Source organism: Sphingosinithalassobacter tenebrarum, assembly GCF_011057975.1.
GTDB classification, from domain to species: Bacteria; Pseudomonadota; Alphaproteobacteria; order Sphingomonadales; family Sphingomonadaceae; genus Sphingomonas; species Sphingomonas tenebrarum.
Map to the genome: position 1 here is coordinate 2,741,021 of NZ_CP049109.1, position 21,456 is coordinate 2,762,476.

The 21,456-nt window shown below is 65.7% G+C and carries 22 protein-coding genes; 7 read left to right on the forward strand and 15 right to left on the reverse strand.

Annotated elements, in window-relative coordinates; genetic code table 11:
- Positions 1-78: 78 nt before the first annotated feature.
- From G5C33_RS13590 to G5C33_RS13625, 9 genes are all read right to left on the reverse strand, one after another.
- Positions 79-390, reverse strand: a complete 312-nt coding sequence (locus G5C33_RS13590) for a DUF3088 family protein (protein WP_165327714.1) — start codon at positions 388-390, stop codon at positions 79-81.
- Complete coding sequence (locus G5C33_RS13595; RefSeq protein ID WP_165327715.1) at positions 387-872, reverse strand: nuclear transport factor 2 family protein; 486 nt, start codon at positions 870-872, stop codon at positions 387-389. Before G5C33_RS13595 ends, G5C33_RS13590 begins: the two co-directional genes overlap by 4 nt.
- Complete coding sequence (locus tag G5C33_RS13600; protein ID WP_165327716.1) at positions 873-1,382, reverse strand: DUF4262 domain-containing protein; 510 nt, start codon at positions 1,380-1,382, stop codon at positions 873-875. It abuts the gene before it with no gap.
- Positions 1,383-1,386: 4 nt separating this feature from the next.
- Positions 1,387-2,988, reverse strand: a complete 1,602-nt coding sequence (locus tag G5C33_RS13605; protein WP_165327717.1) for a carboxyl transferase domain-containing protein — start codon at positions 2,986-2,988, stop codon at positions 1,387-1,389.
- Positions 2,989-3,099: 111 nt separating this feature from the next.
- Positions 3,100-4,089, reverse strand: coding sequence for an alpha/beta hydrolase (locus G5C33_RS13610; protein WP_228275071.1), 990 nt, complete (start codon positions 4,087-4,089; stop codon positions 3,100-3,102).
- Between the two features lie 129 nt (positions 4,090-4,218).
- Positions 4,219-5,361, reverse strand: a complete 1,143-nt coding sequence (locus G5C33_RS13615; protein WP_165327719.1) for an isovaleryl-CoA dehydrogenase — start codon at positions 5,359-5,361, stop codon at positions 4,219-4,221.
- Positions 5,362-5,445: 84 nt separating this feature from the next.
- Complete coding sequence (locus tag G5C33_RS19445; protein WP_266095907.1) at positions 5,446-5,574, reverse strand: hypothetical protein; 129 nt, start codon at positions 5,572-5,574, stop codon at positions 5,446-5,448.
- A 302-nt stretch (positions 5,575-5,876) separates the two neighbouring features.
- Positions 5,877-6,194, reverse strand: a complete 318-nt coding sequence (locus G5C33_RS13620) for a 2Fe-2S iron-sulfur cluster-binding protein (protein ID WP_165327720.1) — start codon at positions 6,192-6,194, stop codon at positions 5,877-5,879.
- Between the two features lie 150 nt (positions 6,195-6,344).
- On the reverse strand, positions 6,345-7,685 hold the full coding sequence (locus tag G5C33_RS13625) for an aromatic ring-hydroxylating oxygenase subunit alpha (protein WP_165327721.1): 1,341 nt from the start codon (positions 7,683-7,685) through the stop codon (positions 6,345-6,347).
- 166 nt (positions 7,686-7,851) lie between these two features.
- On the opposite strand from G5C33_RS13625, the gene G5C33_RS13630 reads away from it, so the two are divergent.
- Positions 7,852-8,721 (forward strand): alpha/beta fold hydrolase, encoded by an 870-nt coding sequence (locus G5C33_RS13630; protein ID WP_165327722.1) that lies wholly within the window; start codon positions 7,852-7,854, stop codon positions 8,719-8,721.
- A 146-nt stretch (positions 8,722-8,867) separates the two neighbouring features.
- Here G5C33_RS13630 and G5C33_RS13635 read toward each other — a convergent pair whose 3' ends face one another.
- Genes G5C33_RS13635 through G5C33_RS13645 form a run of 3 tightly spaced genes read right to left on the reverse strand, consistent with a single transcriptional unit; the run spans position 8,868 to position 12,327 of the window.
- On the reverse strand, positions 8,868-9,539 hold the full coding sequence (locus G5C33_RS13635) for an SDR family NAD(P)-dependent oxidoreductase (RefSeq protein WP_165327723.1): 672 nt from the start codon (positions 9,537-9,539) through the stop codon (positions 8,868-8,870).
- A gap of 21 nt (positions 9,540-9,560) precedes the next feature.
- Positions 9,561-11,234 carry an MFS transporter gene (locus tag G5C33_RS13640; protein WP_165327724.1) on the reverse strand — a complete coding sequence of 558 codons (1,674 nt, stop codon included), beginning with the start codon at positions 11,232-11,234 and terminating at the stop codon, positions 9,561-9,563.
- The gene (locus G5C33_RS13645; protein WP_165327725.1) at positions 11,224-12,327 is read right to left on the reverse strand and encodes a Gfo/Idh/MocA family protein; all 1,104 of its coding nucleotides are present in this window, start codon (positions 12,325-12,327) and stop codon (positions 11,224-11,226) included. Before G5C33_RS13645 ends, G5C33_RS13640 begins: the two co-directional genes overlap by 11 nt.
- Before the next feature lie 226 nt (positions 12,328-12,553).
- Between G5C33_RS13645 and G5C33_RS13650 the strand changes: the two genes are divergently transcribed.
- Both G5C33_RS13650 and G5C33_RS13655 read left to right on the forward strand, forming a co-directional pair.
- Positions 12,554-13,810, forward strand: a complete 1,257-nt coding sequence (locus G5C33_RS13650) for an acetyl-CoA C-acetyltransferase (RefSeq protein WP_165327726.1) — start codon at positions 12,554-12,556, stop codon at positions 13,808-13,810.
- A gap of 25 nt (positions 13,811-13,835) precedes the next feature.
- A complete protein-coding gene (locus tag G5C33_RS13655; RefSeq protein ID WP_228275072.1) occupies positions 13,836-14,321 on the forward strand; it encodes a MarR family winged helix-turn-helix transcriptional regulator in 486 nt (161 codons plus the stop codon).
- Between the two features lie 144 nt (positions 14,322-14,465).
- Here the strand turns inward: G5C33_RS13655 and G5C33_RS13660 are convergent, their stop codons facing one another.
- Both G5C33_RS13660 and G5C33_RS13665 read right to left on the reverse strand, forming a co-directional pair.
- On the reverse strand, positions 14,466-14,765 hold the full coding sequence (locus G5C33_RS13660) for a hypothetical protein (RefSeq protein ID WP_165327727.1): 300 nt from the start codon (positions 14,763-14,765) through the stop codon (positions 14,466-14,468).
- A 403-nt stretch (positions 14,766-15,168) separates the two neighbouring features.
- Entirely contained in the window at positions 15,169-15,948 is a 780-nt protein-coding gene (locus G5C33_RS13665; RefSeq protein WP_165327728.1) for an SDR family NAD(P)-dependent oxidoreductase, read from the reverse strand.
- Between the two features lie 242 nt (positions 15,949-16,190).
- Between G5C33_RS13665 and G5C33_RS13670 the strand changes: the two genes are divergently transcribed.
- From G5C33_RS13670 to G5C33_RS13685, 4 genes are read left to right on the forward strand one after another with little or no spacing between them, the layout of a single operon-like run.
- Positions 16,191-16,481, forward strand: coding sequence for a hypothetical protein (locus tag G5C33_RS13670; RefSeq protein ID WP_165327729.1), 291 nt, complete (start codon positions 16,191-16,193; stop codon positions 16,479-16,481).
- A gap of 10 nt (positions 16,482-16,491) precedes the next feature.
- The gene (locus tag G5C33_RS13675) at positions 16,492-17,979 is read left to right on the forward strand and encodes a class I adenylate-forming enzyme family protein (protein WP_165327730.1); all 1,488 of its coding nucleotides are present in this window, start codon (positions 16,492-16,494) and stop codon (positions 17,977-17,979) included.
- Positions 17,979-19,154, forward strand: a complete 1,176-nt coding sequence (locus tag G5C33_RS13680; protein ID WP_165327731.1) for a CoA transferase — start codon at positions 17,979-17,981, stop codon at positions 19,152-19,154. The genes G5C33_RS13675 and G5C33_RS13680 overlap by 1 nt, the downstream gene beginning before the upstream one ends.
- Positions 19,148-20,542 carry an amidohydrolase family protein gene (locus G5C33_RS13685; protein WP_165327732.1) on the forward strand — a complete coding sequence of 465 codons (1,395 nt, stop codon included), beginning with the start codon at positions 19,148-19,150 and terminating at the stop codon, positions 20,540-20,542. Before G5C33_RS13680 ends, G5C33_RS13685 begins: the two co-directional genes overlap by 7 nt.
- Here G5C33_RS13685 and G5C33_RS13690 read toward each other — a convergent pair.
- Positions 20,471-21,436, reverse strand: a complete 966-nt coding sequence (locus G5C33_RS13690; protein WP_165327733.1) for an enoyl-CoA hydratase/isomerase family protein — start codon at positions 21,434-21,436, stop codon at positions 20,471-20,473. The two genes, G5C33_RS13685 and G5C33_RS13690, sit on opposite strands and share 72 nt — an antisense overlap.
- Between the last annotated feature and the right edge of the window lie 20 nt (positions 21,437-21,456).

The following is a 21,456-nucleotide window of genomic DNA, read 5'->3' on the forward strand; positions in this document are numbered from 1 at the left end:
TGCGGGCGCGAGGCGAAGGGGCTGCGGTCTGGCGCATGGCGACGAGTCTAGGCACAGAAAATCCTACATTTAAAGGGGTCACGGGTGGCGCTCCGGGAATCCGTGGCGCGCGTGGAGCGCGGCGAGCAGCGCTTCGATATCGTTGGCGAAGCCGCCCTCGGCAAAGAGGAGCGCGGGGCAGTCCTGATATTCCTCGCCAAGCGCATCGACCAATGGCTGACGCGGACGCGGCCAGGCGACGCGGACGACATCGATATTGGCGGCGCGATCCGGGAAGGCGGCGAGCAGCCCCTCCACGGTGATGCAATCCTTGCAATAGAAGCGCCGCTCCCCGCCATAGGCCGGGTCGGGCCAGTCATTGTCGAGCAGGAAGAGCGTGTCGCGCGTCATTGGCCGCAATCGGTCCTGCGCGTCGAATAGGTCAGGTCGGCGATCTTCCATTCGCCGTCCTGCCGGACGAGGCTGAAATGGTCGACGCCGCAATGGCTGAACTGCCCGTTGAGATGGAAGGTGTAGAAGCCCCAGACCATCGCGATGTCGCCGTCAATCTCGACAGCGGGATTGGGCATCCGCTCGAGGAAATTTCCGGTCGCGCCTTCGAGCCGCCCGAGCCAGTCGGCGAAGGTCAGGCGGTGGACGGCATGGCTGCCATCGGGAAGCGACTCCGCAATGGTGATCGTAGCGCCGTCGAGGATGTGCGGGCGGATCTGCTCGGGGTCATGCGCGGCAAGCCCGGCGAACACCGCATCGACGGGCGCAAGAACGGCCTGAATGTCGTTCGCCGGCGCGGCGACTTGCGCGGGCGGAAGGCCGTTGTCCTGCGCGAAGGCGGGCGTGGCGAGGAGGAGCAGGGGGAGAAGAAGGTGGCGCATTCAGGACCTCCCGAATAAATGAAATCGACGCTTCTTGCGGTAGATGGGATTCAAGGGCGTCTGTTCGGCAACAACGCCCTCGTCACAACCGGGATCACCGGGGAAAAGCCCCTCCAGATCGGGCCAGAACAACTGTAGCCGCTGCATATCCTGGGTTTGCCCTGTCTTGCGAGCGAACCGGATGGCCCCGCCGAAATACTGGTCGGCGATGTCCGCGCCATCGCGGCACAGCACGTCATATCCCTCGAGCACTTCCGTGAGACGCATTCCCGAATGCGGCGCCACCCCTTTGTCACGACATTCGCGAACCGCATCATTGATTATCGCGGCGCGCAACTCGCTTCCCATTCCGAACACGATCAGCTCCGGCCAACCGAAACTGTGCGCAAGACCGATCGAATAGGAGAACCATTCCTGCGGATCGTCACTATCGACGCGCGGCGCGACCGACAGGACCGCCCAGCCGCATCGCTCGACTGTCTCATCGATCCAGTCCCGGACGTCCGCCACAGCGTCACATCCGAAACACGCCGAACGCCGGGCGTTCGGGGATCGGCGCTTCGAGCGATGCCGCCAGCGCCAGCCCCAGCACTTCGCGGGTCTGCGCGGGATCGATGATGCCGTCGTCCCAAAGGCGCGCGGTGGCGTGCCAGGGATTGCCCTCTTCCTCATATTTCTGACGGACCGGCTCCTTGAAGGCCTCGGCTTCCTCGGGCGACCATTTGTTGGCGTCGCGGTGGACCGTCGCGAGCACGCTCGCTGCCTGTTCGCCGCCCATCACGCTGATCCGGCTGTTGGGCCAGGTGAAGAGGAAGCGCGGGGCATAGGCGCGGCCGCACATGCCGTAATTGCCCGCGCCGAAACTGCCGCCGATCAGGACGGTGATCTTGGGCACGGTCGCAGTGGCGACCGCGGTCACCAGCTTGGCGCCATGCTTGGCGATGCCTTCGGCTTCGTAGCGGCCGCCGACCATGAAGCCGGAGATATTCTGGAGGAACAGCAAGGGGATGCGGCGCTGGCAGCACAATTCGATGAAGTGTGCGCCCTTGACCGCGCTTTCGCTGAACAACACGCCGTTATTGGCGATGATCCCGACCGGCTGGCCCATGACATGCGCGAAGCCGCAGACGAGGCTGGTGCCGTAGAGCGACTTGAATTCGTGAAACTCGCTGCCGTCGACCAGCCGCGCGATCACTTCATGCACGTCATAGGGCGCACGCACGTCCTGCGGGATGATGCCGTAGAGTTCCTCGGGATCATATTTGGGCGCGCGCGGCTCGGCGAGATTGACCTGCGGGTCGTGCGGCGGGGCGAGCGTCGAGACGATGTCGCGGACGATCGTCAGCGCATGTTCGTCATTTTCGGCGACATGATCGACCACGCCCGATTTGCGGCCGTGCAGGTCGCCCCCGCCCAGATCCTCGGCCGAAATGACTTCGCCCGTCGCGGCCTTCACCAGCGGCGGGCCGGCGAGGAAGATCGTGCCTTGTTCGCGCACGATCACGGTTTCGTCGGACATGGCGGGGACATAGGCGCCGCCCGCGGTGCAGCTTCCCATGACGCAGGCGATCTGCGGGATGCCGAGCGCGGACATATTCGCCTGATTGAAGAAGATGCGGCCGAAATGGTCCTTGTCGGGGAAGACCTCCGCCTGATGCGGCAGGTTCGCGCCGCCGCTGTCGACCAGATAGATGCACGGCAAGCGGTTCTGCTCGGCGATTTCCTGCGCGCGCAGATGCTTCTTCACCGTCATCGGATAGTAAGTGCCGCCCTTCACCGTGGCATCATTGCACACGATCATGCACTGGCGGCCCGAGACGCGGCCGATGCCCGCGATCATCCCCGCGCCGGGGACTTCGCCGTCATACATGTCGCACGCGGCGAGCTGGCCGATTTCGAGAAAGGGCGAGCCGGGGTCGAGCAGCCGCTCGACGCGGTCGCGGGGCAGCAGCTTGCCGCGCGAGACGTGGCGCTCGCGCGATTTCTCGCTGCCGCCAAGCGCGGCCTGCGCGACATCGGCGCGCAATTTTTCGACGAGCGCGCGGTTATGCGCGGCATTGGTGCGGAACTGGTCGCCGTCCGTCTGGACCTGCGTGGATAGAACAGGTGCGGTCATGCATGTGGCGCTAGACCAGCTTGGCCGCGAAACCAACCATGCGCGGTGAAATTCGCCGCGGCGACCGATTGGAGTGGGCGGGCGCGGTCGATCGGCCGCGCCCGCCCCACCCTATTGCTGGTCGAGATGCTGCTGGAAAAAGGGCAGCAGTTTTTCGCGGAACCGCACCGGCAGGCGATTCATGTGATCACCCTGATAGACTTCCCAGTCATGCGCGAGCCCGAAGCGCGTCATCGCCTCATGCATCGCGACGATGCCGTCGATCAGGAAATCGCTGTCGCCCACTTCCATCCCGATCGCTTCCATACGCGCCAGCGCAGGCAGATATTGGGGGAGCATCACTTCGGGCGCATTGGCAGCGAGCCGGCCGACGACGATCGGGTCCACGGTCCCGTCCTCTTGCGCGCCGGTATCAAAGAAGAAGGGCGGCTTGTCCGGCGCGGGCGACCAGGCGGCAAACGAAGCCAGTGCGGCACGCAGAAAAAAGGGCGCGTTGTCCGCCTGTTCGGGCGTGACCTGCGCCAGTTGCGCGGCCTGTTCGCCGGTGATCGGCGTCGGCGCGGTGCAACAGGGGCTCATGGCATACAGGCTGGAGAACAGGTCGGGATATTTCATGCCGAGCTTGAGCGTACCGTATCCGCCCATCGAATGCCCGGCGAGGCCTCGGCTTTCGCGCGTCGCAATCGTGCGGTAGTGCGAGTCGACATAGGCGATCAGGTCCCGCGTCACGAAGCCTTCGAAATCGCCCGTCGTCGGCGAGGTGGAATACATCGATCCGCCGTGCCGCGTATAGCTGTCCGGGAAGACCAGAATCAGCTCCGGCCCTTCGGCCATCACTGCCTTCGCGGCTTCCAGCGCCTCGCCGCGCTCGACATAGGTGGCGGCATGTGCCGTGAAGCCGTGGAGGAAATAGACGACCGGATACCGGCGCTCGGGCGCGCTGTCATAGCCCGGCGGGAGCAGCACGAACACCTCGCGGTCGGCGCTGTTGCCTTCCAGATTGCCTTCGATCGCAGGCGAATGGACCGAAATCTGCTCGATCGTCTGCGCGATGGCGCCGCCGCCGGACAGGGATAGCAGCATCGCGGCAATTGCCGCCACTTGTCTTCGGAAATAGCGCATCTTTGCTCGAAACCTCCTGCTTGCCGCGCGCGGGCGGAAACGCTCCGGCCCGGCTAGATCGCCACTGTTACGGCAAAAAGAACGCAGTCGAAACGATTGCCGCGTCGCTTAGCCTCCGACGAGCTGTCGCCCGATCAGCATGCGGCGGATTTCGTTGGTGCCCGCGCCGATATCGAGGAGTTTGGCGTCGCGCAGGAAGCGCTCGACCGGCCAGTCCTTGGTATAGCCCGCGCCGCCCAGCGCCTGCACCGCCTCACCCGCGACGCGGAAGGCATTTTCGGAGGCGAGCAGGATCGCGCCGGCCGCGTCGTGCCGCGTCGTCTGCCCGGCGTCACAGGCGCGCGCAACGGCATAGACATAGGCGCGCGCCGAATTGAGCGCGACATACATGTCGGCGATCTTCGCCTGGATGAGCTGGAAGCTGCCGATTGGCTTGCCGAATTGCTGGCGCTCGCGGACATAGGGCAGGACGACATCGAGGCATGCCTGCATCACGCCGATCTGGATGCCCGCCAGCACGGTGCGTTCATAGTCGAGCCCGCTCATCAGGATGCCCACGCCGCCGCCTACCGGGCCCATGATATTGGCATCGGGCACTTCGCAATCGTCGAACACCAGCTCGCTGGTCGGCGACCCGCGCATGCCCATCTTGTCGATCTTCTGACCGATGGAAAAGCCGGGCATGTCCTTTTCGACCAGGAAGGTGGTGATGCCGCGCCCGCCCTCGCCCGTCTTGGCATAGACGACCAGCGTGTCGGCATAGGGAGCGTTGGTGATCCAGAACTTGGTGCCGTTGAGCAGATAGCCGCCATCGGTCTTCTCGGCGCGCAGTTTCATGCCCACCACGTCCGATCCGGCGTTGGTTTCGGACATTGCGAGACTGCCGACATGTTCACCGGAAATCAGCCTGGGCAAATATTTCGCCTTTTGCTCGGGGCTGGCCCAGCGACGAATCTGATTGATGCAGAGATTGGAATGCGCGCCGTAGCTGAGCCCGATCGAGGCCGAGGCGCGACTGACTTCCTCGACCGCCACGACATGTTCGAGATAGCCGAGGCCAAGTCCTCCGTCGCTTTCCTCGACAGTGATGCCGTGCAGGCCGAGCGCGCCCATTTCGGGCCACAGGTCACGAGGAAACCAGTCCTCGTCGTCGATTTTGGAAGCCAGCGGGGCAATGCGATCCGCGGCGAAGCGTGCCGTGCTCTCGCGGATCATGTCGGCGGTTTCGCCGAGCGCGAAATCGAAATTCATTCAGTCTCTCCTTGCGGCCCGTCTAGTATCAGAAGGGCCGCAAGCGAAACCGAAAAGCGTCCGTTCAGACGCGAACGCGCTTCGTCAGAGAAGCACGATGGCGAGCAATGCCCAGAAAAGCAGCGAAATGCCGACCGCGACCATGATCCCGAACATGGGGGGCGGATTTTCCCCCGTGACGGGGGAGCTGTTATATTCAATCCCTTCCATCATCTTCTCCCATATCGCGACCGCTTTCGGTCTGAAGCCGAACGACCCGTCCGCGACGGTTAACAAACAAGGTGATGCCTGAAAGCCTCACTCGCCCGGAGGCAAAGCCAGATACCAAAAAGCATCAACTGTCATATTAACGCAACGCGGCACAAAAGTCTCCATCCGCCAAAAGAAAAATCGAGCAAAGGCAAGAGCTTTTCGCAGTTGCGGAAACTTCTCGAGCCGAAGCTGAGTTTGCTTGGACGAAACAGGGTTTCAGGAGAGTGCAGTTGCAACATGGAGCGTGCAATGCGAGGAATTACTTAGTCCTCTTCGGCAATCGTGACCTTCATGCCGTCGAGCGCGGGGCCGAATCGAAGCTGGCAGGAAAGGCGCGAGCGCGAATCGCGATGCTCGGAACTGTCGAGCAGGTCATTCTCGTCCTCGCTCATTTCCGGCAGCTTTTCGGCAAAGGCGGGATCGACATGGACATGGCAGGTCGCGCAGCTGCAGCAGCCGCCGCACAGGGCCAGCAAGTCGTCGAAACCGGCGTCCCGGATGACTTCCATCACCGTCAGGCCTTCATCGGCCTCCACCTGATGTTCGGCACCGTCGCGATCGACGACGATCAGATGCGGCATGAAAACTTCCTCTGACTGATAAGAAACGAAAGGCTCCGGGAGCGGAGGATTAGCCTTGCGCCGGAACACGACGCAAGTCTGATCGACGCGGTTGCACCAAACGTCGCCCGGAAACAAGGCCGGGCGACGAACGCCGATGTCCTGGATCGGTCAGGCGATGGGCTCGGGCGCGCCGGTTCCCATATATTCGGCCAGCATGCGATGGAAATTGGTGACGCCGCGCTCCTGAAACGGATTGGGGCGTGCGCCGGGGAAACCACGCGACTTGATGCCCTGCTGCACCGCTTCCATGTTCGCGAAATCCTGGCACAGCACCTTGCGCCAGCGCTCTTCCTGCTCCTGGTCGACATAGACGTTTTCGGGTTTGGGCTCCTCGCCTTCGGGAAACCGTTCGATCACATAGACTTCGAAGATGCAGCTGTTCGGATTGGCGCCGTCGGGCCGCGCGCGATAGCAGAGCGCGAAGGTCGGGCCCTGAATGATCACGCTGTTGGGGAAAAGGTGCCACACCGTTCCCGCCTTGGCGAAATGTTCGGGCGGGATTTTCGGCCATTCGACGCCGCGTTCGGCATCGTCCTTCATTGCCGACATCATCATATGCGCCGAAACCTGCTGCGCGGGCGTATCCTCGGGCAGTTCGTCGACCAGCCGCTGCGCGGCATCGACGATCGTCTTTGTGGTCGTGGCGTTCACTTCCTCCCAGAGCTGCGCGATCGTTTCGGCAAGCGCGACGCGCATGTCGATATCGTCGGCGCTGATCCCGCCCGATGCGCCGCCGAAGCCTTTCTTCGCGGCCGGACCGAATACGCTGTGCGGGCCATGCGCCTCGCTCCAGGTCGATTTCGCGCCGTATTTGGTGAGCTGCGGATGCGTGCCGGGAACGTGATACCCCTCGACAAATGCCTCCATCGCGACTTTCCAGTTGCACGGGAATTTGAGCCACTGGCGCCAGCGATAGCGCATCTTGCCGAGTTCGAACGGGTCGAGCATGTCGGCGGCATGGCCGAGCCATTCGCGCAGCGGCCCGGCTTCGGGATCCATGTTGATGAACACCCAGCCGCCCCATGTATCGACCTGCACCTGCTGCATGCGCAGATTTTCATCGGTCAGCGCGCCTTCCCACTCCTCGCGCATCAGGCAGTCGACATTCTCGCCCTGCAGATTCCATTTCCAGCCGTGGAACTTGCAGACGAATTTCTTGGTATGGCCGCAGCCTTCGGTCAGCCGGCGGCCGCGATGCAGGCAGACATTGTAATAGGCGGCGATGCGATCCTCCGCGACGCGCGCGACGATGATCGATTCGTCCATGATGTCGTAAGTGACATAATCGCCGACCTTCGGGATTTCCTCTTCACGGCAGGCGATCTGCCACACCTTACCCCACAGACGCTCATCCTCGGCGCGCGCATATTCGGGCGAGGTATAGGCTTCGACGCCGATCCGCACCGGGCGGTCGGTGATCGGGCGTTCGGCTTCGCGCATCACGTTCATGGGGAATCTCTCTCGCTGGGCATGTCTTTGGTCTTTACCGCGAACCTATTGCGCGCGGCTCCCGGGGGAAAGCACGTCTCAGCGATATTATCTGCCTGTGCATGCAATGGCCGCGCAGCCGGCCTTACGCCTTTACGGACGCAGGCGGCCTGCCTATTCGACTGGCATGGAGAGCGATACTTCCGCCGGGAACGGCGTCGAACTGCTGCGCTTTCGCGGCACCGATGTGGAGCTGGTGGCCGATGCGACGGGGCCGGAGGACGGCATGCCGATCCTCTTCCTGCACGGCAGCGGCCAGACGCGGCAGAGCTGGGGCAAGGCGCTGCACGAAGCGGCGAAGCGCGGCTATCGCGCGATCTCGCTCGACATGCGCGGTCATGGCGACAGCGGCTGGGCGCCCGACGGCGCCTATTCGCTCGACGCATTCGCGGACGATTTGATCGAAGTGCTCAGGCAATTGCCGCAGCCGGCCGTGGTGGTCGGCGCGTCGCTGGGCGGGCTTACCGGCATGCTGATCGCGGGCGAACATGCCGAGCGGCTGCGCGCGCTGATCCTGGTCGACATCACCGCCAAGGTGGAGATGGAAGGCGCGCGCGAAGTGGTCGATTTCATGGGCTCCGCCGAGGACGGCTTCGCCTCGCTCGAGGAAGCCGCCGACGCGGTCGCCGCCTATCTGCCGCACCGGCCGCGCCCCAAGGATACCAGCGGCCTCGCGCGCAACCTGCGGCAGCGGGGCGGACGCTGGTACTGGCATTGGGACCCGGCGTTCATGAACATGAACAGGATTCCCACCGAGGAAGGCCCGCCGCCGCACGACCTGCCCGCCGCCGCGCGGCAGATCACCGTGCCCACCCTGCTCGTCCGCGGCGGGCGCAGCCGCATCGTCAGCGACGAAGGCGCGAAGGAGTTTCTCGAGCTCGTCCCGCACGCCGAATATGCCGACATCGCCGGCGCACATCACATGGTGGCAGGCGACGCCAACGATGCATTCAACGACGCCGTGTTCGGATTTGTGGACAAGCTGGCGGGGGAATAGCGAGCGCCCCCAGGCCAACACCCGGCTCGTCATGCTGAACTCGTTTCAGCATCCACCGTGCCACAAGCGATGTCCGTGCAAGTGGATGCGTGGACCCTGAAACAAGCTCAGGGTGACGATGTCTTTGATTGGTGAGCGCGCGCGCCTCAGACCCGCCCGGTAACCGGCACCAGCGCCCCGGTCATGTCGCTCGCACCCTCGGACAGCAGGAACGCGATCACCTGCGCCAGCTTTTCCGGCGATACCCAGTCGCCGAAATCGGCGTCGGGCATATCGGCGCGGTTGGTTGGCGTGTCGATGATGCTCGGCAGCACCGCGTTGACGCGCACCCCTTCGCCCTTCAGCTCCTCGGCGAGCGCTTCGGTGAGGCGCATCACGCCGGACTTGGACGCCCCATAGGCGCCCATTCCCATCCCCGCCTTCACTGCACCTGCGGCACCGATATTGACGATCGCGCCCTGCGCCTGGCGCAGCATCGGCAGCAACGCGCGGGTCGTCACGACAGCGGTCTTGACGTTCATCGTGTACATCCGGTCCCAGCTTGCCAGCGCGCCGTCGGCCAGTGTTTCCCAGACGAAGCCACCCGCGATGTTGACCAGCGCGTCGAGCGCGCCGACTTCGCCGCGGATGCGATCGGCGGCGGCGGTCATCGCGGCTTCGTCGGTCAGGTCGACACCGCCCAGCGCGAGCGCGACGCCCTCACCCGGCACGTCGGCCAGATCGATGCCGACGACGTTCCAGCCCGCCTCGGCGAGCACGGCGATGGTCTTGCTGCCCAGCGCGCCCGCGGCTCCGGTTACGGCGACGGTCTTGGTCATGCGGATCTCTCCTGAAATGGGTTAGTTCGGATAGACAGTGATCGGATCGATATGCGGATCGGGCGTATCCGCCCTCCAGCGGACCGAACCGAACGGCCGTTCGAGCCGGCGCCGGACGCGCGAAGGCTCGGTGATATAGGCATTGACCGCTTCCTGCAGCGCGCGATCCGCCTCGGTAAAGCGCTCACGCAGGCGGAGATAATCCGCCCAGGTGGGACAGTGATAGCGCTCGGTCCATTGCTCCGGGTCGGCAATGTCGCGCGCGATCGACCAGTCGAACGCGCCGTTGCGTTTGCGCGCGCGCATCAGGTCGCGCATCGCATTGTAGAAATTGCGCGCTTCGGCCGGATCGACGCGATAGTCGATCTCGACCACCACCGGCCCCGAACGCGGGGTGAGCGCCAGCGCGACTTCGGGTTCATGGGCAAGCTCGATCGTCTCGAGCTCGTCATTGCCGACGCGCGGAACCGGCAGGATGAAGCCGATCGCGACCGAGGCGATCGTCAGCACGCCCGACACGACCATCGCCTCGCCGACGCCGAGTTGATTCGCCACCGCGCCCCAGATCGCCGCGCCGAACGCGATGCCGCCGGTCAGCGCCGACTGGAACCAGGAAAGCGCGCGCGCCGTCACCCAGCGCGGCGCCGAAAGCTGCACGCCGACATTGAGCAGCGAAATGAGCAGCATCCACGCCGCCCCCGACACACCCATTGCAAGACAGGTGATGATCATCGAGTGGCTGAGCCCCATCACGATCACGGCAATGCCGCTGACGATCGCGCAGAGCGCTACGGCGGTTTCCGCCTTGAGCTTTTCACGGACGTTGCTGGTGGTCAGTGCGCCCGCCACCGCGCCGACGCCATAGACGCCGAGCAGCACGCCGTAGGTGCCTGCGGTGCCGTTCAGCATCTCGCGCGCGATGATCGGCGTCAGCGCCGCCACCGATGCGCCGACCAGTCCGAAGATCAGCGCGCGAATGAGGACGGTGCGGATCGGCGGCGAATGGATCGCATAGCGCGCACCCGCGACGATCGCGCGGTCCATCCGCTCGGGCGGGAGCCGCGAAGGAACCTGCGGGCGGCGCCAGAGGAAGAAGGAAAAGAGTAGCGGAATATAGCAGACCGCGTTCACCCCGAACGCGGCTTTCGCGCCGAGCACCATCACGATCACGCCGCCGATCGCGGGGCCGAAACTGCGCGCGACATTGTAGCTGATCGACCCCAGCGCGACGGCGGCGGGAAGCTGATCGGGCGTCACCTGCTCGCGGATCGAAGCCTGCCAGGCAGGCGCATAGAGCGCCACGCCCGCGCCGATCAGCGCACAGAAGCCGAGCAGCATCCACGGGCTGATGGCACCCGAATAGGCGAGCAGGGTGAGCGTGCCTGCGCTCGCCACGGCAAAGGCGAGCCCGGCCATCGCCACCTTGCGGCGATCGAACATGTCCGCGATAGCGCCGGCGGGCACTGCCACCAGCATCAGCGGCAGCATCAGCGCGGTCTGCACCAGCGCGACCATGTCCGCCGAATCATTGGTGAGCCGCGCCATTTCCCATGCCGCGCCGACACCGAGGATCAGCTGCCCGAAATTGGACAGCAGGCTGCTCGACCAGATGCGCCGGAACACCGGCTGACGCAGCGGTGCGAAGGCACCGATATCGGGCTTCGCCTCCACTGCGTCGGCGGCGTCAGTCGACATCGTCGACCTTTACCCAGCGGCGCGATTCGGACGAGCGGCGCGCCGCTTCGAGTACGCGCTCGACGGCCCATGCCTGCCCGAAATCGGGTGCGGGCGTTGCCGTGCCTTCGATCGCGCGAACCATGTTCTGCATCGAAATCGCCATGCCGTGCGATGCTTCGACCGGCACGTTGGGGGCGATATCGATCCCCTCGGGACGCATCAGCTCGTCGGGAATCTCGACCGGCTCGATCGTCCGCTCGCCCAGCTTGCCGGCATGAAGCGTGGTGCCGAGGCTGGTGGGAAAGCTCGGCGCGGACATCACCATGCGCCCGCCGCTGCCGAACAGATCGACATGGAACCCGCGCCCGACCGTGGCGCTCCACGAAATCTGGACCTGGAGCAGCATGCCGGTGCGGAAACGCACCAGCAGATTGGCGTAATCATTGTTCTGCGGCGTCACCGTCGATCCGTCGGGGAAGCGCCATTCCTTGAGCAGTTGCGAATCGTCGGCCATCACTTCGTCGACCTCGCCGAGCAGCGAAACGAGCATGTGCAGCATGTGGCTGCCCAGATTGCGCATCGCCGAAACGCCATGCCCGCCCTCTGCGAACCAGTTGTACGGGAAAGCCGGGTGCGGCGTGTTGAACAGCCCCAGATTGAAGATGCAGTTGCCGCCGAAGGGCTGACCGAGGAACCCGTCGTCGATCATCCGCTTGGCCATGCGCGGCGCGGGCAGCCATTGCGAATAGGCGTCGACGATCGCGACGCTTTCGCTGCCTTTCCACGCGCGATGCAGCGCCCGGGCGCGATCGACGTCCGCCGAAAAGGGAATGCCGTTATAGATGTGCTTCTTCGCCGCCAGCGCGGCGAGCACCATCGAATGGCGGATGCTGGGCCGGGTGCCGATGTCGATGATGTCGATATCGGGATCGGCGATCATTTCCTCCGCGTTCCAGAAGGCGCGGGGAAAGCCGAATCGCTCGGCTGCGGCCTCTGCCGTTTCCTGACGCGAGGTACAGATCGCCGTGACTTCGACCCCCGGCAATGCGCGCCACGCGGGAAGATGCGCGACCGCGCCCCAATTTGCACTGATGATGCCAACTTTCGGCACGAACCCCTCCTTAGCTACAGTATCGCCCGGCGATGAATCGCCGCCGCGCCGGCTCCTAATGAAAGGAAGCAGCCGCCAAGCCGATGCACCAGCAAAAAATGATCGGCAGGGCGATGCCTCCCGACGCGCCCTTGCTTGCAACCGGGCGCCCGGCCTTCGATAGCATTTCGAACGCAAATGCAGCACCGGTGCCGTAAAAAAATGCGCCACCGAACCGGAGGATGGAATGCCCGAAGCCTATATCATCGACGCCGTCCGCACGCCCCGCGCCATCGGCAAACCCGGCAAGGGCGCCTATTCGGGCATGCACCCCCAGCATCTCGCCGCCACGGTGCTGAAGGCGCTCAAGGACCGCAACGATATCGACACGAAGGATGTCGACGACGTGATCTGGGGCACCAGCGCGCAATTCGGGCTTCAGGGCGGCGATATGGGCCGCATGGCCGCGCTCGACGCGGGCTATGATCCGATGGTCAGCGGCGTGACGCTCGATCGCTTCTGCGGCAGCGGCCTGACCGCGACCAATTTCGCCGCGGGGCAGATCCTTTCGGGCATGGAAGACGTCGTCGTTTCCGGCGGCACCGAAATGATGTCGCATGTCACCAGCTATGGCATGGAGTTGCGCGCCGCGAAGCTGAACACGCCGGGCGGCCTGGGCACCGGCAACATGCGCCTGGCCGAGAAATATCCGCAGTCGAACCAGGGCGTGTGCGCCGATGCGATCGCCGCCATTGCGGGCATTACGCGCGCCGATCTGGATGCATTCGGCGTCGAAAGCCAGCGCCGCGCCGCTCTCGCGATGGCCGAGGGCCGGTTCGACAAGTCGCTGGTGCCGGTGATCGCCGACGACGGCACGGTGATCCTCGACAAGGAGCAATATCCGCGCCCGGGCACGACGATCGAGACGCTCGCCGAAATGAAGCCCGCATTCGAAGCGATCGCCGACATGCCATCGATGCCCGGCGGGCCGACTTTCCGTCAGCTGGTCAACAAGGTCTATCCCGATCTCGATATCCAGCCGCTCCACCATGTCGGCACGTCGTCCGGCGTGGTCGACGGCGCGGCTGCGCTGCTGCTCGCATCGAAGGACTATGCCGACAAACATGGCTGGAAACCGCGTGCGAAGATCGTCGCGATGGCCAATATGGGCGGCGACCCGACGCTGATGCTCGACGCACCGGTGCCGGCGGCAAAGAAAATCCTTGCGAAGGCAGGCCTTACCCCCGACGATATCGACCTGTGGGAAGTCAATGAGGCTTTCGCCGTGGTGGTGGAGAAATTCATCCGCGAGCTCGGCATCGACCGCGAGAAGATCAACGTCAACGGCGGCGCCATCGCGCTGGGCCATCCCATCGGGGCGACGGGCGCGGTGCTGATCGGCACGGTCGTCGACGAACTCGAGCGGCAAGGGCTGAAGCGCGGACTGATCACCATGTGCGCGGCGGGCGGCATGGCGCCGGCAATCATTATCGAGCGCGTGTAACACGCTTATCTGTGGGAGTGGTCGATTGGAGACCGAACTGGCACCGGCGCACATGGACAATCCCAAGCGTGTCGTCGCGCTCAAGCTGACGATCCTTGCCCGGCAGCTGGGGCGGCGGTTCGATCAGAGTGTCGAAAATCAGGGGCTCTCGCGGGCCAAGTTCGGCGTGATCGCCGTCGTGTCCCGCCATCCCGGCGCGACGCAGCGGCTGATCGCCGAGATACTCGAAGTCACCGAAGTCACCGCCGGGCGGCTGATCGAGCGCCTGTGCCAGGACGGCTATCTCGAACGCCGCGCCAATGAAGGCGACCGACGGGCGCATTGCGTCTATCTGACGCCTGCGGCGACGCCGGTGCTCGAACGGCTCGGCGAGATCGCATCGGAACAGGAAAACGAAGCGTTCGAAGGCATCAGCGAGGACGAGCTGGAAATGCTCGCCGGGCTGCTCGAACGGATGTCGGCCAATATCTCCGAAGCGCGCGAGGCCGAGCGCAACGCCGCCTGCGGATAAGCGATCGCGGAATATCGGCGCAGGAACCTTGGTCCCGCATGCGTGGCACTGCCGCGCCCGCAAAAGCGAAGGGCGGGCGCCGCCCCGGCAATTCGCCGGAGAGGCCCCCGCCCTTTACATGCTCCCCCGCGGAGCTGTGTGCGATCAGCGTGCGCGCGCGACGTCGGCGCGGCTCATGCTGGTGAGCAGCTTGCCGTCGGCTTCCGAAAGCGTTTCCGCCGGGATCACGACCTTCTTGCCGCGATACAGGATCTGGGCCGAGCCGTCTTCACCGACAGCATAGACCGAGCCCAGGCGACGGCCCGACGCATCATAGATCATCGTGCCTTCGGTGGCGGCGACGGCGGTGGTGGTTTCCTCGGTCGGCGTCGGATCCTGTGCCTGCGCGGCGGCGGGCGTGGCGACGGCGAGCGATGCGATAACGAGCGGCAGCAGCTTCTTCATGGGTCTTTCCTCCAGTTACTGGCAGGGCGGCCGAATCCGACTGCCCGCTAAATACTAAGCAAGGTTAGTATTGACGGAGCGAGTCGTCAAGACCTTTGCCGCACCGCAGCGAAAAAATTCCGGCATGCGCGGGCAGGCCGGAATCGTGGCAGACATTCGTTTCGAAAGCGCAAGAAGCTGTGATGCTGCGGCGCAATATAAAAAGAGCGGGCAGACCCAAAACAGAACGGTTGAGCGGCGACTCGCTAAGCCGGCTCAGTACTCTTTGCATAGTCACCGTCATCCCCGCGAAGGCGGGGATCCAGCTTCTTCTTCGAAAGGCAACGAGACTCAGCGAAAAGGCAGCTGGATTCCCGCCTTGGCGGGAATGACGAAGTGGATGTCCGAAAGTGTGTCTCTGGCCTCAGCGCGGCTGCATGCGGATGCCGCCGTCGAGCCGCACCGTTTCGCCGTTCATATAACCGTTGCGGATCATTTCGAGCGCGAGGCTGGCATATTCCTCCGGCGCGCCGAGCCGCTTGGGGAAGAGCACCGAGGCGCCGAGCGCGTCGAGCATCTGCTGCGGCGCGCGCTGCATCGGCGGCGTCGCGAAAATGCCCGGCTGGATCGTCAGCACGCGAATCGCCTCGCGCGAAAGATCGCGCGCGATCGGCAGCGTCATGCCGACAATGCCCGCCTTCGCCGCCGAATAGGCCGCCTGCCCCATCTGCCCGTCGGTCGCCGCCGCCGATGCGGTGTTCACCACCACGCCGCGTTCGCCGTCGATGGGATCGAGGGTCATCATGCCCGCTGCCGAGCGGGTGACGCAGCGGAAAGTGCCGACGGTGTTGAGCTTCAGCACCCATTCGAACTTGTCGGCCGGGAAGAATTTGATCTCGCCGGTTTCCTTGTCGCGCTTCACTGTCGGGATCGCGTTGCCGCCGCCCGCGCAAGTGACCAGCGCCCGCTCCTGCCCGTTGGCTTCGCGCGCCTTGGCGAAGGCGGCGTCGACGCTTTCGTCCGACAGCACGTCGCATTCGCAGAAGATCGCACCGGTTTCGGCGGCGGCGGCTTCCCCGCTTTCGGGATTGAGATCGAAGATCGCGACCTTGACGCCGGCTTCACGCAGCGCCTTCACGGTCGCCAGCCCGAGGCCCGAGGCACCGCCGGTAACGATGGCCGAAAGGGACGAATCGATGCGCATATGCTCTCCTGTCAGGCTATGATTTCCCGCCGGCGCCCGTCGCGGACTCACGGCTCTTGCTCCAGCCTTTGCAAAGCGCATGCGAAGCGGGCAAGCAAGGCGCGGGTGATATCGCCCTTGCGGTGCGGTTTACATCGTTGGCGCGATGCCCCTCGGGCGGTCCCTTGCCGCCCACCCCATTGGCTGTAGTAGGCCAATGAAGAAAGCCGCGCATGCGGCGCCAAAAATGGTTTGAGGATAATATGAAGCCAGGAACCAAGCTCAAGAGCAGCGTCTGCGACACCGAAGTGATGGTGATCCGCGCGGGCGAAGGCGAAGTCGCATGCGGCGGCGCGCCGATGGTCGAGACCAAGCCCGACACGCCCGGCGAAATCGACCCGGCCTTTGCCGAGGGCACCAAGATCGGCAAGCGCTATGTCGACGCCGACAACACGATCGAACTGCTGTGCGTGAAGGCGGGCAAGGGTTCGCTGTCGTACAACGGCGCGGCGCTCGCGCCCAAGGACGCCAAGCCGCTGCCTTCGTCGGACTGAGCCACGCCCCATGAACATCTCGCTGCTGCTGCAGATGGCCGCCGATGCGGCGCCGGATCGCGAAGCTTTGGTCTGCGAAGACCGCCGCTGGACCTATGACGCGCTGTGGAAGGCCGCGCAGGGCGCCGCGCGCAGCATGCGCGAAAGCGGCGCGACGCATATCGCGCTGCTCGACGAAAGCAGCGAAGCGGCGCCGATCGCGCTGTTCGGCGCGGCGCTGGCCGGCATTCCCTATGTGCCGCTCAACTATCGTCTGGCGGACGCGGATCTGGGCGCGCTGCTCGGCCGCATCGCCCCGGCCTATGTGATCGGCGACACCGATCGCGTGACGCGGCTGAACGGCGATGGCGGGCACACGCTGTTCGGCCGAATGGATTTCGTCGCCGAAGCGCAGGCCAAGGCGGACGGTCCCGAGCTGGAAGAGACCGAAGAGACGGTCGCGGTGCAGCTGTTCACCAGCGGCACCACGGCAGCGCCCAAGGCGGCGATCCTGCGCCATTCGAACCTGCTCGGCTATATCCTCGGCACCGTCGAATTCATGTCGGCGGACGAAAGCGAAGCAGCGCTGGTGAGCGTGCCGCCCTATCATATCGCGGGCATTTCGGCGCTGATGAGCTCGATCTATGCGATGCGCAAGATCGTGCTGCTTCCTGCCTTCGATCCCGATGTGTGGCTGAAGCTGATCGAGGACGAGCATGTCACCAATGCCTTCGTCGTGCCGACGATGCTCTCGCGCATCATCGGGCGGATGGATGCGGGGGTGAAGGCGGACGTCAGCTCGCTGCGCGCGATTGCGTACGGGGGCGGCAAGATGCCGCTCGAACTGATCTCGCGCGCGCTCGACCTGTTTCCGCAGACCAATTTCACCAACGCATACGGCCTTACCGAAACCAGCTCGACCGTCGCGCTGCTCGGCCCCGACGAGCATCGCGCGGCGCATCAGGCGAGCGATCCCGCCGCCCGCGCCCGGCTCGCCTCTGTGGGCAAGCCGCTGCCCACGGTCGAACTCGAAATCCGCGACGAAGAAGGCAGGAAGCTGCCCGCGGGTGAGCGCGGCGAAATCTATGTCCGCGGCGATCAGGTTTCGGGCGAATATCGCGAACGCAGCGCGCTCGACGCCGAAGGCTGGTTTCCGACGCGCGACGCGGGCTATCTCGACGAGGAAGGCTATCTGTTCCTCGCGGGCCGCGCCGACGACGTGATCGTGCGCGGCGGCGAGAATATCTCGCCGGGCGAGATCGAGGACGTGCTGCTTACGCATGGCGCAGTCGGCGATTGCGCGGCAGTCGCCATCCCCTCGGTCGAATGGGGCGAGGCGGTGGGCGTCGCGATCGCGTGCAAGGTCGATTGCAGCCAGCCGGGCGAGGAGGAACTGTGCAAGCTCGTCAAGGATCGCCTGCGCTCCTCGCGCGTGCCCGAGCGCATCGTCTTCGTCGAGGCGCTGCCCTATAACGAAATGGGCAAGCTGCTGCGCCGCGAGGTCAAGAAGCTGTTCTGATGCCGCTCACCATTCCGCTGGCGGATGTCGCCGACGGGTGGGTGAAGGCGCTTGCGCAGGCTACCGGTTCGGAGGCGATCGCGGCGCTCGACGGCGCGACGTTGCTGGGCGAGCGGGCGATGCTGAACGGCTTTGCCGTGCCGGGCCGGGTTTCTCCCGGCGGCGGATGTCGGCTGTACGAGGCGGCGGACGGCGTGGTCGCGCTCAATCTGGCGCGAGAGAGCGATCGTGAATTGCTGCCCGCGCTGTTCGAACAGGCATTCGATCCTGCCGATGACACCGCGATCACGGGGCAGGTCGCGCAATGTGAAGCCCCGGCGCTGGTGGCGCGCGGCCGCGAGATGGGGCTGGCGATCGCAGCCGAGACCGAGCCCGCCCCTCCCTGCCCGGCCGTTCAGAGACTCGTCGAAGGCAAAAGCCGGGCAGGTGCCGACCGCCCGCCCCGCGTGATCGACCTGTCGGCGCTGTGGGCCGGTCCGCTGGCCGGGCATCTGCTGTGGCTGGCGGGCGCAGACGTCGTGAAGGTCGAAAGCGACACCCGCCCCGATGCCATGCGCGAAGGCGATCCGGCGCTGTTCGCGCTGCTCAACCAAGGCAAGGCGAGCATTTCGCTTGACCTGAAGGCGGCGGAAGGACGGCGCGCGCTGATGGGGCTGATCGCGCAGGCCGATATCATCGTTGAAGCGGCGCGGCCGCGTGCGTTGCGCCAACTGGGAATCGATGCCGCTGCACTCGTCGCCGGGCAGCCGGGGCTGATCTGGCTGACGATCACCGGCCACGGCGCGCGCGGCGACGCGGCCGACTGGGTCGGCTTCGGCGACGATTGCGGCGTGGCGGCAGGGCTTTCCGCCGAACTGCGTGCCGCCAGCGGCGCGAGCGGCTTCGCCGGCGACGCCGTTGCCGATCCGCTGACCGGCATTCGTGCCGCTTCGGTGGCGTGGGACCTATGGCAGACAGGGCACGGCGGGCGCTTCGGCCTGTCGATGCGCGGGGTGACGGCAGAGGCGCTGGGGCAGGCCAACGCGGATGGCCCGGAAACGCTCACGGCATTGCTCCGTGCGTGGCGCGCGGCCGAGGGCAAGCCCTTCCCCGGCGTCACGCGCCGATCGGCCCGAGCGGTGGCACCGCGCGGTGCCGATACGCGGCGACTGGCGGCAGGACTCGCGTCATGCTGATCCGCAATGCCGAACTCGAAAACGGCACGGTTTGTGACATCCGTATCGATGGCGACCACATCGGCGAGGTCGGCCCGCTGACGATGCGCCCCGGCGAGCCCGTGATCGACGCAGGCGGCGCGCTGCTGCTGCCCGGCCTGCACGATCATCACATTCATGTCGCCGCCACTGCCGCCGGGCTGGCATCGGTGCCGTGCGGCCCACCCGACGTGACCGATGCCGAGGCACTGGCGGCGGCGTTGGGCCGATCCGGCGGCGGCTGGCTGCGCGGCGTCGGCTATCACGAAAGCGTCGCGGGCATGCTCGATGCCGGTTCGCTCGACGCGATCGCGCCCGATCGGCCTGTGCGCATCCAGCATCGTTCGGGGCGGATGTGGTTCCTGAACAGCGCCGCGCTCGACTTGCTGCTCGCGGACCGAGACGCGCCGCCGGGAATGGAACGCGAGGCCGGACGCTTTACCGGGCGTCTGTTCGACGAAGACGGCTGGCTGCGCGCCGCGCTGGGCGCGCAACCGCCGCGCTTCGCGCAGGTCGGCGCGATGCTGGCGGCGCGCGGGGTGACCGGGCTCACCGAAATCTCGCCCGCCAACGACGATGCGATGGCACGGCATTTCGCCGCCGAACGGGCGCACGACGCCCTGCCGCAAAAGGTGCTGCTCGCCGGAAAGCTGGAGCTGGCGCAGGCGGCAATGGCGCGGGGCATCACGCTCGGCCCGGCCAAGCTGCATCTCCACGAAGCCGATCTGCCCGATTTCGACGCTGCCCTCGCCTTCATGCGGACCGCGCACGATCAGGGGCGCGTCGTCGCCGTGCATTGCGCGACCGAAGTCGAACTGGTCTTCACCCTCGCCGCCTTCGGCGCGGCCGGCACGATCCCCGGCGACCGTATCGAACATGCCTCGGTCTCGCCCGACACTGCCGTTGCCGAAATCGCGCGGCTGGGGCTCGCGGTGGTCAGCCAGCCGCATTTCGTCGCCGAGCGGGGCGACGCCTATCGCGCCGATGTCGATCCGCGCGATCAGCCTTTGCTCTATCGCCTACGCGCATTTCACGATGCGGGCGTGCCGCTCGCGGGGGGCAGCGACGCGCCCTATGGCGGCACCGATCCGTGGGCAGCGATGGCGGCCGCCGTGTCGCGACAAACGCCGAGCGGCGCGATGATCGGGCCGAACGAGGCGCTGACGCCGGAGGAAGCACTCGGCCTCTATCTCGCCGCGCCGCAAGCGCTCGGCGAGCGGCGGCGGATCACGCCCGGTGCCCCCGCCGATCTCTGCATGCTCGACCGGCCGTGGGCGGCGGCGCGCGAGGACCTCGCGTCAGTCGGAGTCCGCGCGAGCTGGGTCGACGGGCGGCAGATCTTCGATAGCGTCGATCAGGCCCCAGTCTAGAGCCGTCCGCGCATTGATGCGCTTGCCCGAAAGGATCATCAGCCCCGCACGTTGTCGTCCGATCCGGCGCGGCACCGAGACGCAGCCCCCTGCCCCCGGAATCAGCCCCATCGCCAGCTCGGGCAGCTGAAACCAGGCGCGCGGCGACGCCGTGACACGCGCTGCGAATGCCGCAAGCTCCAGCCCCGCACCGACGCATCCGCCCTGAATATGGACATGATAGATATCCGCCCGCCGCGACAACGGGATCGCGGGCAGCGTCTGCATGCGGATCGCATGCGCCACGTCCGGGTCGCGCGTCGTGCCGAACTCCGCGAGGTCGCCGCCCATGCTGAACGCCGGCCCGGCCGCACGCAGCGTCACGCGTTCGATATCGCGATCGAGCTCGGCGACAGTGAATGCCTCGAACAGTGCATCGCGCATCACGCGGTCGATTGCGTTGCGTGCCTGCGGTCGATCGAGCACCAGTTCGAGCAGGTTGCCCGTGCGTGTCACGTGGAGCCTCCCGGGCGGCTGCGGTGCCACCTCGCGCCTCGCGAGCCAGGCGGCATGCTCCGCCCCCGCCTGAAGCGCGCCATAGGCCAGCGATTCCTGCTCGATCGCCGCGTCGACCGGCATCGCATCGATGCGCCGCAGCAACCGCATCGCCGCCGACGCCGCGAGCGGATTGGCCCGCGCCGATGCCGCCAGCCCCGCGAGCGAAACGGGCGGCTCGACCACCGCATCCAGCCGGCGCCCCGACGGATGCCCCGGATCGCCGATCCCGACAACCGGATAGGGCGGGAGCGGCGGCATTTCCAGCGGCCCTGTGTCGAGCGCAACGAACGCTATCGGCAGGTCCGGCCAGCCTCCCGCCATCCGATTCGGATCAATCCGCAGTCCCTCCTCAACCATTGGTCCGGGCCTCGCATGCC

Excerpts from the sequence above, each read along its gene's own strand:
- G5C33_RS13605 (WP_165327717.1), bottom strand. The coding sequence starts at position 2,988 with ATGACCGCACCTGTTCTATCCACGCAGGTCCAGACGGACGGCGACCAG.
- G5C33_RS13670 (WP_165327729.1), top strand. The coding sequence starts at position 16,191 with ATGAAGCCAGGAACCAAGCTCAAGAGCAGCGTCTGCGACACCGAAGTG.
- G5C33_RS13650 (WP_165327726.1), top strand. The coding sequence starts at position 12,554 with ATGCCCGAAGCCTATATCATCGACGCCGTCCGCACGCCCCGCGCCATC.
- G5C33_RS13675 (WP_165327730.1), top strand. The coding sequence starts at position 16,492 with ATGAACATCTCGCTGCTGCTGCAGATGGCCGCCGATGCGGCGCCGGAT.
- G5C33_RS13660 (WP_165327727.1), bottom strand. The coding sequence starts at position 14,765 with ATGAAGAAGCTGCTGCCGCTCGTTATCGCATCGCTCGCCGTCGCCACG.
- G5C33_RS13635 (WP_165327723.1), bottom strand. The coding sequence starts at position 9,539 with ATGACCAAGACCGTCGCCGTAACCGGAGCCGCGGGCGCGCTGGGCAGC.
- G5C33_RS13590 (WP_165327714.1), bottom strand. The coding sequence starts at position 390 with ATGACGCGCGACACGCTCTTCCTGCTCGACAATGACTGGCCCGACCCG.
- G5C33_RS13680 (WP_165327731.1), top strand. The coding sequence starts at position 17,979 with ATGCCGCTCACCATTCCGCTGGCGGATGTCGCCGACGGGTGGGTGAAG.
- G5C33_RS13665 (WP_165327728.1), bottom strand. The coding sequence starts at position 15,948 with ATGCGCATCGATTCGTCCCTTTCGGCCATCGTTACCGGCGGTGCCTCG.
- G5C33_RS13630 (WP_165327722.1), top strand. The coding sequence starts at position 7,852 with ATGGAGAGCGATACTTCCGCCGGGAACGGCGTCGAACTGCTGCGCTTT.
- G5C33_RS13685 (WP_165327732.1), top strand. The coding sequence starts at position 19,148 with ATGCTGATCCGCAATGCCGAACTCGAAAACGGCACGGTTTGTGACATC.
- G5C33_RS13625 (WP_165327721.1), bottom strand. The coding sequence starts at position 7,685 with ATGAACGTGATGCGCGAAGCCGAACGCCCGATCACCGACCGCCCGGTG.
- G5C33_RS13620 (WP_165327720.1), bottom strand. The coding sequence starts at position 6,194 with ATGCCGCATCTGATCGTCGTCGATCGCGACGGTGCCGAACATCAGGTG.
- G5C33_RS13615 (WP_165327719.1), bottom strand. The coding sequence starts at position 5,361 with ATGAATTTCGATTTCGCGCTCGGCGAAACCGCCGACATGATCCGCGAG.
- G5C33_RS13640 (WP_165327724.1), bottom strand. The coding sequence starts at position 11,234 with ATGTCGACTGACGCCGCCGACGCAGTGGAGGCGAAGCCCGATATCGGT.
- G5C33_RS13595 (WP_165327715.1), bottom strand. The coding sequence starts at position 872 with ATGCGCCACCTTCTTCTCCCCCTGCTCCTCCTCGCCACGCCCGCCTTC.
- G5C33_RS19445 (WP_266095907.1), bottom strand. The coding sequence starts at position 5,574 with ATGATGGAAGGGATTGAATATAACAGCTCCCCCGTCACGGGGGAAAAT.
- G5C33_RS13690 (WP_165327733.1), bottom strand. The coding sequence starts at position 21,436 with ATGGTTGAGGAGGGACTGCGGATTGATCCGAATCGGATGGCGGGAGGC.